The sequence below is a fragment of the Staphylococcus sp. NAM3COL9 genome, from assembly GCF_001431205.1.
Taxonomy (GTDB): domain Bacteria; phylum Bacillota; class Bacilli; order Staphylococcales; family Staphylococcaceae; genus Staphylococcus.
The window spans coordinates 222,763-237,632 of sequence record NZ_LGPC01000016.1; the positions used below are offsets into that span (position 1 = coordinate 222,763).

Here is a 14,870-nt window from a genome sequence, read left to right on the forward strand (position 1 = left end):
AACATTTATTATGACCTATCCCAAGCGTATTTACAACGATTTTTATTCAAAAATTATTTAATATAAATATTCTAATTATTTTTTTAGCCTTTCCTAAATAAAGGTGTTAAATTGTACAAAAACAAAAGTTATCACTGTTCTAACTTTACTTTTAAGTCTTTAAAAAATCAGTCTTTAAGTATATATTTTGATAAAACAAAAGTAATAGGTATCGTTATAATTAATCCTACAAAAGGTGCTATTACTGAAGAAATATGAAGCCACTGTACGAATATATACAATAGCAATGTCTGCATGCCCATATTCACAACCTGTGTTAACGGAAATTGAATAAATTTACGCCATGTGGGTTTTACTTTATATACAAAATGGCAGTTTAAATAATATGAAATTATAAAACTAACCATAAAACCACTTACATGACTGACTAAGTAATTTAAATCTATTAATTTTAATAAGATAAGGTAGATGATGTAGTAATTTAATGTATTAATACCACCAACAATGATGAACTTTATAATTTCATAGTGGGTTTTATTTAAATTCATGAACTTACTCCTTTGATTCATATTTATAATTATTTCGCACGTTCTATTTGTTTTTTAGTATGTAAATTATCATTGCATTTCTAAATTCATATGGGATAATTACTTAGTTACAGAATAATTAAACTTGTATATAATAATGTATTAGAGAGAAATTTAAAGGAGTACTTAACATGGACAAAACTTCAAATCGCCAACTACCGCTAATTGTTATTATTGTGTTGGGTATTATGACTACTTTTGGTCCTTTAACAATAGATATGTACGTTCCATCATTACCAAGTGTACAAAGTGATTTTAATACAACCGTTTCTCAAGCGCAACTCACACTGTCTTTCGCTATGATAGGACTCGCAATAGGACAATTTATCTTTGGACCTTTGTCAGATGCATATGGACGTAAAAAGATTGCGTTGATCATTATCATATTATATGCAATTGCTTCATTTATTGCAGTATTCGCAACTTCGATGTCTACCCTATTAACAATTCGTTTGATACAAGGTTTGACTGGAGGCGGAGCTATCGTCATAGCTAAGGCCTCTATAGGAGATTTACATAAAGGGAAAACTTTAGCCAAAGGTCTAGCTTCACTTCTTGTCGTTAACGGGATTATTACCATTATCGCTCCACTTATTGGTGGTTATGCCTTAAGCGTCTCAAACTGGCAAGCTATTTTCTTTATTTTAACAATTGTTAGTATGATTATATTCTTTTTCGTCCTTTTCAAAATGGAAGAAACAAGAACAGCTGACCTTTCAAAACTTAACTTTGGTACCATTTTTAAAGACTTTGGTTATTTGTTGAAAAAGCCGACTTTTGTTATTCCTATGTTATTACAAGGACTGACATATGTGATGTTATTCAGCTTTTCATCTGCAGCCCCTTTTATTACACAGAAAATTTATGATATGACACCGCAACAATTTAGTGTGCTATTTGCGATTAATGGCATTGGGTTAATTATCATGAGTCAGCTCACTGCTATTTTAGTGGGCTATATAAATCGTTATATATTACTTATTGTACTAACAATGATACAAATTACAGGCGTCGTGTTAATTTGTATCACACTAATATTACACTTACCAACCTGGGTTTTAATTATCGCATTCTTCTTAAATGTTTGCCCAGTAACAGGTATTGGTCCGCTAAGCTTTACCTTAGCAATGGAATCACGTACAGGTGGTAGTGGCAATGCCTCTAGTTTACTTGGACTTTTCCAATTTATTCTAGGTGGTATGATATCACCGTTAGTTGGTTTACAGGGTGGATATAGTGTCATGCCATATTTAACGATTTTAGTTATCACTACAGTTCTCATCATTTCATTAGAACTAGGCTTAAAATTCACTACCAGAAAAAGTGTATTGAATAAATAGTCTATACAAAAGAGGTAGGGCGCCAGTCCTATTATAAAAGGGAGCTTCCAAATTTTTGGAGGCTCCCTTTTATTTTGTGTTATTATTATTTATCTAAACGATAGGAAGCCATATTTCTGTAATATATTCTTCTGATCTTATTGGCCCTTCTTTATACAACTCAAAAAATGGGGCATCGCGAAATTCATAATCTAATGTAGGTAAAATATGTCTATTTATCTTTTCCATACCTTTTTTAATAGACTCAGGCACTGGCCCTTTAGCATCAAAGACAATGTATCTGCCCTCAGATAATTCTATTCGATGCCATTGTCCTTCATCTGTATCATTGGTAACGCCAATGAGGCAATGCACTTCACTATTAGCAAGTGGCTTATAAACAGCTAATAGACCTTGCAATTGATGATTACCTAGTGGCATTAATTCCTGCTTTTTTCTATTATCATCAAAATCCATCCAAAAATTAAATATATCTTCTTGCGCTTTTTGACCAGTCGCATACTCCTTTTTCACACCTAAAACCGAAGTCTGTGATAGCGTCTCTAATCTGTATTCCATACACATCCGCCCCTTTTTGCTTATTATAACCAAAATGCATATGCCATTTCTATCGTGAACTATTATATGGATATTCAGGCATCTTAATATGCATCTTCAAATAATGGTTATATAATAAAATAAATTTCAAAACAAGTCCATTTTTTACAAATTAAGCAAGGAGTTATAGTATGAGTCGAAAAATTTTATCTGTAAAACCAATTAGTCAGCTTTTTCCTATTCCTATGATTATGGGGTGTGAAGGCGTATCCGCCGCCATGATACTACAATTTAATGAACACGCTATTCCAGCCACACAAATCATGAAACATTGGCCTAGACATGCAAATAATCCGTATAAAGGTTATGTAGGCCATCATTTATGGATTAAATGGGGGCATCATCAAACAATATTCCCGACTGCTTTAGTTCCTCATTTAAAACAATACGATGCATATATCAATAACAGTACTGGGCAATCTTTAAATGACCTATGTAACATTATTGATCAAGGTCAACCAGTTGTGATTTATCACACTGTGCTGGGTCAGCATCCTGCGAAACGTACATTTAAATTAGATAACCATCCAACTCAGTTAGTGTCCAATATTCATGTAACTGTACTGATTGGTTATGACGAACATCATTATTATTATATTGATCCATTATGGTCATATTTAAGCAAAATAATAATCGTCCCTGCAATCATACCCAATAAATTTCAAATGATTAAAATCAAAAAATCTAAATTAGAACAAAGTTATAACGCACCTGGTCGCATGAGTTTTTATATTCAACCATCAATATTGTTAACGAAATAAAAATGGGACGAGATAGAAATCTAATTTGATTTCGTATTCGCGCCCTCTACAAGATTACTCAAAAATTGAAATACTATATAATGCATGATTGATTTCTTGTTCTATATCAGATGATCGCCATTCTCTTTGATAACCTAAACATGGACAAATGTATGTGACACCGCGTTCTTCAAATGCATTTCTAAAATGAACATGCCCCATAATGCTATAGCGAATATCATATTGTTGGTATAAAGTATCAAAATCTGATGTTCCTATAAACGCATTAAAATAATCAAATATGCGATGTGGCATTGGAACTGAAAATTTCGGGTGCGTTACGATATGCGTCATAAGTATCACTTTTTTATGTTTAACTTTTTCAATATCCTTTGTCGTTTGTTTGGCTGCAATGCGAGATAGTTTTCTATCTTCCATAGGCCAATCAATTTTCACTTTATCTTGCCAAGTTGCACCGTAATACTTTCTACGAGCAATTCGCTCTATTGAAAATTTAGGATCCGCATACGTATAATCATACCAACCTGTGTTCCCGACAATGGCCCATTCATCATTTATGTCATAAGGCTTACCAATTAAGCACGACTCCATCGCCATATAAAAATCTAAAATTTCAGCTGATGTAGCACCTGTATCTGTAGCCCAAAAATCATGGTTGCCCGGAATAAATAACACTTTCATTTGTGTTATATTTTCAAGGCGCTCAATAAATTGTTGCGTTAAGTTATAATTATTAGAGATATCCCCTGCAATAAGCAACATTTCTATACCACGCTGATTTATAACTTTAATTAATACTTGTTGGTAATCTTCAGGTGTCAGTGTCTTATGTCTATCTACATGTAAATCTGAAATCATACCTATTTTCATTTTTATCACATTCCTCTATTTCATAACACTATCATTATTACATACTCTCTTATAGTTCATTAAGTAATCTGCACAATTTTTTGAGTTGTTCTAACTAATAAAACTACTATTAATCGATAATACAACATTATCCCGTAATATATTTATTTTACATTACTATTAAAAGTGTAAATATTTCTTTTTAAAAATAAATGATGCTATAATAATATCAATTTAGTATATAAAGGAGGACATTCTATGGAGTTTACGATTAGAGCCTTGTCCGAAAAAGATAAGCACGGTAAAGCGATGGTTCATTATGAAAGCTGGCTAGAAACTTACGATGATATAGCTAGGAATGATTACTTAGAAAAACTTGATAAAGAACAATTTATCAAGCAGTCCTCCTTGCATGATGTACCAACATTAGTTGCTATTGTAAATAACGAAATTGTAGGTTTTATTTCCTATGGCAAAACACAAACATCAACGTCTTCAGATGATTGGAGCGAAATTTTCGCATTATATTTATTAGAAGAATATCAGCATCATATGATTGGCTTTGCACTAACGCAACGTGCATTAGAGTTATCTTATCCAGATAATGTAATGCTATGGGTCGTAGAAGAAAATGACAATGCCATCCATTTCTATGAACAGATAGGTTTCAAACGAACATCTGAAAAAAAACCTACCTATTTCGGAAAAACGTATCATGAAATAAGAATGAATTTCACAAGAACTGAACACGACTATTAATACCATCATAATAAATAAGCGTACGCCCTACATAAAGTAGACGTACGCTTATTTATTATGCTTGACATTTTTAGTGTATTTCTCCTAATGCCACTTTGATATCTTTATCTGATTCAATGATTGCTTCAAGTGCGGCTTTCAAACCTTTAAAAATCGTCTCAATAGTCATCGATGGCTTTTCTACCTTATCTATAACTTGTTCAGGTATAAATGGCACATGGATAAAACCAAATTTAATATTTGGAAATTGTGTCGCCTGTAAGTAACCAAGTTGATATAAAATATGATTACATACAAATGTGCCAGCAGTATTTGATAAACGTGCAGGTACACCCTTTGATTTTATTGCTTCAGTCATACGTTTAACTGGTAGATTAGAAAAATAAGCAGATGCTCCTGTTGTTTGAATCGTTTCATCAATTGGCTGATTCCCTTCATTATCTGGAATACGTGCATCATCTATATTAATTCCAACTCGTTCTGGTGTTAATTCAAACCTGCCCCCTGCCTGTCCAATAGCTAAAACAATATCATATTCTTTTTGTTTTAATTGTTCTACAACGACCTCTTTACTTTTATGAAATACAGTAGGTATTTCTAATTTATCTATCTTATGACCTTCAATTTCATCTGGCAAACGTTTTACAGCTTCTAGAGCAGGATTAATTGTTTCTCCACCAAAAGGATTAAATCCCGTTACTAATATATTCATCATCTAATAACCTCCTTTATTTTAATTTATTAACTCACAGTACTCATGGTTTAGAAAGCCCAAAAATACATTAAACCAATGTGTACAAAAATTAATATAAATGCGATAGGTGCTTGTGCTTTAATAACACCAAACTCATCTTTCATTTCTAATAATGCTACTGGCAATGTATTAAAGTTTGCTGCCATAGGTGTTAACAATGTTCCACAAAACCCACCTGTCATAGCTAAAGCACCAGCTATAACAGGATCTCCACCTTGCGCTATAACAAATGGAATACCAATACTTGCCGTGATAACAGTAAATGCTGCAAAAGCATTTCCCATTAGCATCGTAAATAATACCATGCCTAATATATATGCTGTGGCACCTAATAAATGATTGCCTTCCGGTAAGAATGAAGATATCCCTTTAGAAATAACATCTCCAACACCACTAACAGTAAATAGCACACCTAAAGCTGCTAAAAACTGAGGTAATATACCTAAAGTGCCAATTTGTTGTGTTAATCTGTCACTATCATAGAGCACATATTTGCCATTAGGTTTAATTACAACATAAGCTGCTATTAAACCTAAAACAGAGGATACACCTAAACCAATTGCCCCACCTAAGGACGTCCAATTTGATACTGCAATGGCTGCCACAGCTAGTATAATAGCTGGAACAAATAATTTATTACCATATTTTTTTGCACCTTTATCCCCTATTGCCTCATCGACATCAATTATATTTTTAATTATCACTTGTTTAAATAATGTTAATCCACCCATTACTAAAATAAATATACCGTTTATTACATTTGGTATATAGGGCCCTATGATAAAAGTCGCTGCTAGCAAAATCCAAAATAGTGCTGTCCCATACTTTTTCTGATGTGATGAAGCTTTTAATACACGATACGCTGTATAAAGTAATTGTAAACCTATTAATATGTAAAAGAGCTCTAAAATATTATTTAATATGCTTTCACTCATTTTTATTCACCTGCTTCGTGCCATACTTTTTCTCTAAATACTTATCAAACCTTATATTATTAATCCATACAATAATAAAAACGATAATTGCAATTGGTAATGATGCTAAAACAAGATCTACTGCATCTACTTTAATGTCTAATGACTGAAACGTTCCAACCATAAGTAATACACCTGCCGCACCAACAAATAAATTTTGTCCAAAGAAATTACCATAATTTTCCATTGCAGATGCTTGTGCTTTTATCTTCTCGATATCTGTAGCATCGACCTCTTCATCTTTTAAATTATATCGTGTTTTTAATGCACCTTGTACCATAGGATTAATAAGTGGTCTGACAAATTGTGGATGTCCCCCTATACGAATCGACGCCACGCCCGCTAGCTCTCTAATCACTAAATAAATTGTCATCAATCGTCCACTCGTTACACGCTTCACCTTTCCTATTAAATTAGATGCTTGTTTTTTCAATCCAAATCTCTCTATTAATCCAACCATCGGTAAAGTTAAAATGAACAACGTCACCAACCTATTATCAACAAATGCTTTCCCTAATGTATCTAGAATTGCATATAAATCCAACCCTGACACAATTCCAGTAACTACTGCGGCAATTAAAATCACTGCAATAGTGTCGACTTTAAAGACAAATCCCAATATGATAATCAAAATTCCAATTAATTTTAACCATTCCATAAAACCCCTCCCTTTTACTATAGTATAAATTTATTATTCCTAAATACAATGAATTTTCAGAAAAATTATATTGATAACTCACTTTTACTAAAATCCACAAAAAAGAGTGGTAATATGAAATAAAATTGTGATTTCATATTACCACTCCTATAAGGTTAACTAGAAAGAGTCTTACTTCATAAATAAATGTTATTTACTTTAACTTAGACTATAAAAAACATTTTATAACCATTTCAATTCTGACTCAGGAACGTCATGTGAAGGTAATAGTGTCTCAACAATCAATATAATTGTACAAATTATTGATACAACATTTAATATAACTGCAACGCTATTAATCTGTATAATATCAAACAAGATATTAACGAATATCGATAAAATGATTAAGATGAGTCCAGTAATCCTTTTCCTGCCTGCATCGTAAAATCTTCTTAATGTCACTGAAACCATAGGTACCATGATTGCTAAAACAAATATACCAATAAGTGCAGATAAAATCGCTGCGACAATAAAAGCGCCTGTTATAAAGCTAATTGCACCTATTAACGCTACGATAAAGATGCCAATGATATGAACCAATACTGGTGTCCAGAACTCTAGTCTATCTGATTTTCCTTTAAAATCAGCATATCTCTTCCAAAAACTTTTATATGCCTCTATCATATTGTTACCACTCCATTTTCTTCTTATGGAAATACCTGTGCAATGAATATATTCACTAATATATCGCACTATCCTATAGACTAACAAGCCTTAGATGATAAAATTTATTTAACAAAAGATTACAAGCTATTCTTGTTCTGCTACTGAATCGATATAAGAATTAATAATTTGTTCTAAAACAATAGGTAATTCTTCAAATGCACTTTTTTTATGCAAACGTTCACTGAATTTATGCGCGTCTTTACCTATCGGTCCACATAACAATATCGGTGCACTAATAGCTTTAATTGCTTCAAATGGTAGTTGATATGTTTTATTAAAATTAGGTGTATTTTTTTCATAGGCAGCAATTTGTTCCATATCTCCATCAAAATTCAAATAACTACTATCACTTATACCATTAAAATAGTGAACACGTTCACTTTGACGTTGGAATTGATCACGCATCGTTTGATGCACTAATTCAACCGTTGTTTCAATACGTTTATCGTAAGACGAATTGACAGCAGGGTAATATGGTGTTGCAAAAAATGTCACTACCGCTGGTGCAATATCTTTACAAGTTTGCATTAACGTATCTACAACATTGACACTTTGTAAATGTAACTCATCTGTTTCTTGAATTGCCTTATCAATTTGCTTATTTATATATGCCACTCCATGTTGTTTCATGGCATATTGCTTTAATTGCTCATATGTTAGTACATTAATTTTCATATCAAATTGTCTCTCTTGCTCTTCTAATATGGAGAGCCAATCACTTTCACAGCGTTCTGTAGCATGTACAACTGAATTAATAAATTGTTTGAAAACATCATCAGGGTTATTTTTAAAAAGAAAAACATTAAATAATCCTATTGTTCTAAATGGTGTTTGGACATCGTATGCCAATTTATTATCTCTCGTATGCAGAGATACTGGAACGGGGGTTGCTTCATTTTCAAAAACTTCTTTAAATGCATTGTTGTATTCAATCGCTTGAGTAATATAACTCATCATGAAGTTAGAACTCAAACCATCTAATGGGTTACCTACATGAGTTTCTTTGCCATAACATAATACACCAGGCATAATTTTTCCAATTGATCCTGAATATATATAGTGCTTTTCATCCGCACCAGCTTGTTGAAAAGTAGGTTCACTATTTAAATGAAGTTGTATATCCAATTGATATTGTTGCTTTAACTGAGCAATTGCTTCTACTGCTTTACGCATCCCGGAAGAATTGACCTCTTCATCTGGCACTGTAACTAAAATTAAATTAATGTCCCATGCTTCAACACTGGCTAATTCAATTAATGAAAGATGCAGCATTAGCCCTGCTTTCATATCCATTGTTCCTCGTCCAAATAAATAAGCGTCATTCTTTAAGTCTTCAATTGCTTCTGCATTTAAATAATGATGATTTTGAGAAAATATTGACTTTAATTCATCTGGATTAAACGCGTTGGGCTGAAAATTCCCATAATCTTCTACACCTACAGTGTCATAATGACTAATTAACACAATTGTTTTTGCTGACATGTCCGATTGATAAAATGCAAGGACAGCTTTCTTATCATCTTCAGTTTGTGTCATTTGAATATGCTTTTTGTGCTCTTGAAAATATGTAAGTTGTAACAATAGCTGCTTGACGAAATTTGGAAACGTTAGCTCACCTTCAGAATTCGTAATCGTTTGATGATTTACTAATCTCTTTAATAAATTTAATCGATTTTCGTATGATTGCCATAGTAATTTTGTCACTTAATCCCCTCCATTTGCAAGCGTTTTCTAAAGTATAATATGTATTGGATTTCAATAGCAATAGATTTAATTATAAAATCGACATTTTAATACTTTTAATTTATATAAGGGATTAAGTCACTTAGATTTCACGAAATTTCAAATAAAAAAACAAATCAAACTAAATTACGTTTGGTTTGTTTTTTTGAATCTTTCTATTAATTATTAAATTGATTTTTTGGCACTAATACGAGCACAGCAACAAATGCAATGATGGCTAATGCAGCATTGAACCATAATCCAAACATAGCGCCTACATGAATGTTTGCTGATACAGACATTACGCTAAATACCGTTCCTGAAATCGCAACGCCGAATGAATTACCTAAAGAAGACGCCATCTTATACACTCCTGCTGCTACGCCTACTTTATCTTCTGGTGCTGTAGAAACAGCTGTATCCGTTGAAGGTGTCGCATACATTCCTAAACCTATTCCATAAATTAAATATCCTATTATACATGTAACGACATATATCGGTGTAGGTAAAAATGTTAGCGAAATAAGTATTATACCAAATGCGTTAAGTGCCGCACCAATAAGCATCGGTTTTTTAGGCCCAATTCGTTGAAGTATTTTTTCTCCTACACGAATCATGACAAGGACTGCAATTAAATATGTAATTGTCATAGCACCTGATTGAAATGAATTAAAATGTAACCCTGATTGGAAATACGTATTTGCCACAATAAGTGTTCCTGCAACTGCATTTAATAAAAAGTTAGAAACAGTCGCCCCACTATAACCCTTATGTTTAAAAATACTGAAATCTATTAAAGGATTTTTCACTCTACCTTCATAAAGAATAAATGCAATAATAGAGATAATAAATATCACGATTAAAGACATTATCAACGGCGATAATAATCCATAAGTAGAGGCTTGTGTAATAATTAAATTGACACTTAACATTCCAACAATTAATATAATTAATCCTGTAATGTCAAACTTCACACGTTGTGATGCGTCTGTTTGTACTCCCTTGGTTTCAGGTGCATGTTTCATTAAGTACATGGATAATAAAGCTATAATGATAGAGATAATAAAAATAGATCTCCAACCAATAAAAGTAGACATAATACCCCCAAATAATGAACAGATACCTGTGCCACCCCATGATCCAATGGACCAATAACTTAAGGCACGTTGTCGACGCTGACCAATATAATACTCATTGATAATAGCTAACGTTGATGGCATAATACACGCTGCTGATAAACCTTGAATCGCTCTTCCAATCACTAGCAATGGAATAAATCCTGGAATAATAATGAACAGTGAACCAACAATACTTAATATTAAACCAATATATGTCATTTTCACTCTGCCATATCTATCTGCTAAGCCACCTGTTCCAACTACAAATAAACCACACATTAATGCTGTGAGACTAACAGCTACATTTATCGTTCCATAATTTGTATTAAATGACGATTGTAAATCAGGTACAATATTTACTAGGGATTGCGCAAACAACCAAAAAGTTATCACTCCTAAAAAAATTCCTAGGAGCAATCTATTATCTCCTTCAAACGACTGAGCTGACTCCATAATACTTTTCCTCCTCTATCCCCGAAAACATATTAGAGTAAATCTTAAAATAGGTATACACGCCTTTAAAAGTTTCAGTGTCCAGTCCTAAAAAAGTCTATATCTATCTCAAAATGATTACTAGAATATATTATTAGGCTTTACTTATAATAAATATTGAATCGTCTGTTTCAATATTATTTTAAAAGCTAATATAATCAAAATAACACTTACCTCAAAATTTTTCTTTAAAAAAGAGTGCTAATGTTTAATTACATCTAAAAAGTTAAATTCATATATTTTTACCTGTTAATGTAAAAAGTTCGATCATAATATTCTATAAATTAATTAATAATTTTCAGAAAATTAAGATTACATATTTTTATATCCTTGTAATATGATAAGAATTATTGTATTATTCATTTATTATCAATCTTGGAGGTTAATATTTATGACATTATATTTACTAGAAGCAAATGATTTAGCATTTGCATCAAATAAAAGCGAATTAGAAAAGAAAGCAGCTGATTTAACAACGGGAGAAGTGCCAACACTTATCGAAGTACAGGCGACAGAAGACCTTACACACGGATACTTTATCGTTGAAGCTAATGATGATACTGAAGCGAAACAATTTTTAGAAGATGCTTCAATTAATATAAATCTTGTTAAAGAAGTACGTTTAGTTGGTAAAGAATTAGAAGACGTTAAAAAAGGTGATGCTCATGTAGATTACCTAGTAACTTGGAATATTCCAGAAGGCGTTTCTATGGATCAGTATTTAGCACGTAAAAAGAAAAACTCAGTACATTATGAAGAAGTACCTGAAGTACAATTCCAACGTACTTACGTATGTGAGGATATGTCAAAATGTATCTGTTTATACGATGCACCAGACGAAGATGCTGTTCGCCGTGCACGTAAAGCTGTAGATACACCTATCGATGATATCGAGAAAATATAAGAACTACTTTCTCAATGAAATTGAGATTAGTAGTTCTTATACACTTTTTTCAAAAACAAAACATTAAAACCAATCACTTCACGGGCTATGTGTATGCATAGCCCTTTAGTGTAAGGATAAAACATACTAAAATGATAAGATTAATCGAGGTGTTGTAATGATTCATATTGACCACGTTCAACATCAATTTGGCGATAACCACGTCATTAATGATTTTGAATTAAATATAGAAAAAGGTAACATCGTAACTTTTATAGGTAAAAGTGGTTGTGGTAAATCGACATTATTAAATATTATTGGTGGTTTTTTAACACCTACTTCAGGTGCAGTAAATATTGATGGAAAAATCAAACAAACTCCATCACCTGATTGTTTAATGATATTTCAACACCACAACTTACTTCCTTGGAAAAATATAAACGACAACATACGTATTGGTTTATCTCAATACATAAGCAATGAAGACATAAATAAGCATTTAAAGACTGTAGATTTAAATCATAAAGGGAAATTATTTCCAGAAGAATTATCCGGTGGTATGAAACAACGCGTTGCGCTTTGTAGAGCACAAGTACATCAACCGAATGTCATACTCATGGATGAACCTTTAGGCGCTTTAGATGCCTTTACACGTTATAAATTACAAGATCAACTTGTACGTTTAAAAGAGCGCACAAAAGCAACAATCATTTTAGTTACTCATGATATTGATGAAGCAATTTATCTTTCAGATAATATTGTGCTACTCGGTGATGGTTGTGAGATTATCAGCCAATACAATATAGAACAATCTCACCCTCGTAACCGCAATGATAGCCATTTATTAAAAGTTAGAAATGATATTATGGAAAAATTTGCTTTGAATCACCATATGGCAGAACCAGAATATTATTTATAAGGAGTGTTGGAAATTGAAAAAATATATTGTTTTTACTTTAATACTCCTTCTTATTCTTTCAGGTTGTAGCACAAATAAAAATCAAGATGGTAAAAATAACGAAAATAAAAAACAAACTATAAAAATAGGCTATCTTCCAATAACACATTCAGCAAATTTGATGATGACAAAAGAAATTCAACAAAAGTCTAAAAAATCTGGTTACAAACTTGAACTCATACGTTTTAATAATTGGCCGGACCTGATGGATGCTTTGAACAGTGGTAAGATCGATGGCGCATCTACACTTATTGAACTTGCGATGAAATCAAAACAAAAGGGGTCAGATATTAAAGCAGTCGCTTTGGGTCATCATGAAGGCAATGTAATTATGGGTCAAAAAGGTAAAGAAGCTTCTGATTTTCACAATCACGGAGAATACAGTTTTGCTATACCGCATCGTTATTCAACACATTATTTATTACTAGAAGAAATGCGAAAACAAATGAACTTAAAATCTGACACCTTTAGTTATCATGAAATGGCCCCAGCAGAAATGCCTGCAGCGTTAAGCGAAGAGCGAATATCGGGTTATTCTGTCGCGGAACCATTCGGTGCACTCGGAGAAAAACTAGGTAAAGGCGATACTATAAAGCATGGTAGCGATATCGTTCCAGATGCTTATTGTTGCGCACTCGTACTTAGAAGTGATCTTATTAATCAACATCATACGATTGCCAAAGAATTCATGTCAGATTATAAACAAGCTGGTTATAAAATGAACAATAAAGAAAAAAGTGTCGACGTCATGGCCAAAAATTTTAAGCAAGATAGAAAAGTTTTAGAACAATCAGCCGAATGGACTTCATATGGCAATTTAATGATTCAAAAAGATGGTTACAGTAAAATCACAAATTTAGTAAATGATCATAATCTTTTTAAAGCACCTGCTTATAAAGATTTTGTTGATCCTACGCTATATAAGGAGGGATAAATGAAATGAAAGCTAATCTAGTCAAAAAATGGACATTACCAATCATTACTTTTATCATTTTCCTATTTATATGGCAATGTGTAATATGGATTGGAGATTACCAGCCTATTCTTTTACCAGGACCTTTGCTAGTAGCAGAAAGTATATGGCAATTCATTATTACCGGGGAAATATTCTCACACTTAGGCATTAGTTTATTTCGCTTTATTGTAGGATTTGGATTTGCAGTTATCATAGGGATTCCTGTTGGCTTTTTATTAGGACGCAAAAATACATTATTTGATGCAATCGAACCGCTATTTCAATTAATTAGACCGGTGTCCCCTATAGCATGGTCGCCATTCGTCGTTTTATGGTTTGGTATCGGGAGTTTACCTGCAATGGCAATTATATTTATCGCAGCATTTTTTCCAATTGTTTTTAATACAATCAAAGGGATTAGAAATGTTGAACCACAATACTTGAAGATTGCATCTAATTTAAATTTAAAGGGATGGTCATTATACCGAAACATCCTCTTCCCTGGTGCATTTAAGCATATTATGGGTGGTATACATATGGCAGTGGGAACAAGCTGGATATTCTTAGTTTCTGGCGAAATGATTGGTGCACAATCTGGACTCGGATTCTTAATTGTTGATTCCCGGAATATGTTGAATTTAGAAGATGTTTTGTCTGCCATATTCTTTATTGGGGTATTTGGATTCTTAATTGATCGCCTCATTAGTTATTTAGAGAAAATGATATTAACACGTTTTGGTGAATAAAGGAGAGCATAT

The 14,870-nt window shown here is 32.5% G+C and carries 16 protein-coding genes; 7 read left to right on the plus strand and 9 right to left on the minus strand.

Annotated features, from left to right (window positions below; genetic code table 11):
• Positions 1–167 precede the first annotated feature (167 nt).
• On the minus strand, positions 168–548 hold the full coding sequence (locus ACA31_RS10760) for a GtrA family protein (protein WP_057513317.1): 381 nt from the start codon (positions 546–548) through the stop codon (positions 168–170).
• Positions 549–718: 170 nt separating this feature from the next.
• On the opposite strand from ACA31_RS10760, the gene ACA31_RS10765 reads away from it, so the two are divergent.
• The gene (locus tag ACA31_RS10765; RefSeq protein WP_057513318.1) at positions 719–1,927 is read left to right on the plus strand and encodes a multidrug effflux MFS transporter; all 1,209 of its coding nucleotides are present in this window, start codon (positions 719–721) and stop codon (positions 1,925–1,927) included.
• A gap of 93 nt (positions 1,928–2,020) precedes the next feature.
• On the opposite strand, the gene ACA31_RS10770 is transcribed toward ACA31_RS10765, so the two are convergent.
• Complete coding sequence (locus ACA31_RS10770) at positions 2,021–2,485, minus strand: GyrI-like domain-containing protein (protein ID WP_057513319.1); 465 nt, start codon at positions 2,483–2,485, stop codon at positions 2,021–2,023.
• A gap of 170 nt (positions 2,486–2,655) precedes the next feature.
• Here ACA31_RS10770 and ACA31_RS10775 point away from each other — a divergent pair, with 170 nt between their 5' ends.
• Complete coding sequence (locus tag ACA31_RS10775) at positions 2,656–3,285, plus strand: C39 family peptidase (RefSeq protein WP_057513320.1); 630 nt, start codon at positions 2,656–2,658, stop codon at positions 3,283–3,285.
• Between the two features lie 54 nt (positions 3,286–3,339).
• Here the strand turns inward: ACA31_RS10775 and ACA31_RS10780 are convergent, their stop codons facing one another.
• The gene (locus ACA31_RS10780; RefSeq protein WP_057513321.1) at positions 3,340–4,155 is read right to left on the minus strand and encodes a metallophosphoesterase; all 816 of its coding nucleotides are present in this window, start codon (positions 4,153–4,155) and stop codon (positions 3,340–3,342) included.
• A gap of 237 nt (positions 4,156–4,392) precedes the next feature.
• Between ACA31_RS10780 and ACA31_RS10785 the strand changes: the two genes are divergently transcribed.
• Positions 4,393–4,893, plus strand: a complete 501-nt coding sequence (locus ACA31_RS10785) for a GNAT family N-acetyltransferase (RefSeq protein ID WP_057513322.1) — start codon at positions 4,393–4,395, stop codon at positions 4,891–4,893.
• A gap of 70 nt (positions 4,894–4,963) precedes the next feature.
• Here the strand turns inward: ACA31_RS10785 and pcp are convergent, their stop codons facing one another.
• The 6 genes from pcp to ACA31_RS10815 form a co-directional block, all read right to left on the minus strand.
• The gene (pcp, locus tag ACA31_RS10790; RefSeq protein ID WP_057513730.1) at positions 4,964–5,605 is read right to left on the minus strand and encodes a pyroglutamyl-peptidase I; all 642 of its coding nucleotides are present in this window, start codon (positions 5,603–5,605) and stop codon (positions 4,964–4,966) included.
• A gap of 50 nt (positions 5,606–5,655) precedes the next feature.
• Positions 5,656–6,582 carry a DUF979 domain-containing protein gene (locus ACA31_RS10795; RefSeq protein WP_057513323.1) on the minus strand — a complete coding sequence of 309 codons (927 nt, stop codon included), beginning with the start codon at positions 6,580–6,582 and terminating at the stop codon, positions 5,656–5,658.
• The gene (locus ACA31_RS10800; protein ID WP_057513324.1) at positions 6,575–7,279 is read right to left on the minus strand and encodes a DUF969 domain-containing protein; all 705 of its coding nucleotides are present in this window, start codon (positions 7,277–7,279) and stop codon (positions 6,575–6,577) included. The genes ACA31_RS10795 and ACA31_RS10800 overlap by 8 nt, the downstream gene beginning before the upstream one ends.
• Positions 7,280–7,501: 222 nt before the next feature.
• Positions 7,502–7,942: a DUF805 domain-containing protein gene (locus ACA31_RS10805; protein ID WP_057513325.1), complete on the minus strand. Its 441-nt coding sequence runs from the start codon at positions 7,940–7,942 to the stop codon at positions 7,502–7,504.
• A gap of 126 nt (positions 7,943–8,068) precedes the next feature.
• Positions 8,069–9,688 (minus strand): M20/M25/M40 family metallo-hydrolase, encoded by a 1,620-nt coding sequence (locus ACA31_RS10810; RefSeq protein ID WP_057513326.1) that lies wholly within the window; start codon positions 9,686–9,688, stop codon positions 8,069–8,071.
• 197 nt (positions 9,689–9,885) lie between these two features.
• Complete coding sequence (locus ACA31_RS10815) at positions 9,886–11,277, minus strand: MFS transporter (protein ID WP_057513327.1); 1,392 nt, start codon at positions 11,275–11,277, stop codon at positions 9,886–9,888.
• 430 nt (positions 11,278–11,707) lie between these two features.
• Here ACA31_RS10815 and ACA31_RS10820 point away from each other — a divergent pair, with 430 nt between their 5' ends.
• The 4 genes from ACA31_RS10820 (at position 11,708) to ACA31_RS10835 (ending at position 14,858) form a co-directional block, all read left to right on the plus strand.
• Positions 11,708–12,220 carry a DUF4242 domain-containing protein gene (locus tag ACA31_RS10820; protein WP_057513328.1) on the plus strand — a complete coding sequence of 171 codons (513 nt, stop codon included), beginning with the start codon at positions 11,708–11,710 and terminating at the stop codon, positions 12,218–12,220.
• A gap of 157 nt (positions 12,221–12,377) precedes the next feature.
• Positions 12,378–13,118, plus strand: coding sequence for an ABC transporter ATP-binding protein (locus ACA31_RS10825; protein ID WP_057513329.1), 741 nt, complete (start codon positions 12,378–12,380; stop codon positions 13,116–13,118).
• A gap of 13 nt (positions 13,119–13,131) precedes the next feature.
• A complete protein-coding gene (locus tag ACA31_RS10830) occupies positions 13,132–14,091 on the plus strand; it encodes an ABC transporter substrate-binding protein (RefSeq protein WP_057513330.1) in 960 nt (319 codons plus the stop codon).
• A 5-nt stretch (positions 14,092–14,096) separates the two neighbouring features.
• The gene (locus ACA31_RS10835) at positions 14,097–14,858 is read left to right on the plus strand and encodes an ABC transporter permease (RefSeq protein ID WP_057513331.1); all 762 of its coding nucleotides are present in this window, start codon (positions 14,097–14,099) and stop codon (positions 14,856–14,858) included.
• The last annotated feature ends 12 nt before the right edge of the window (positions 14,859–14,870 follow it).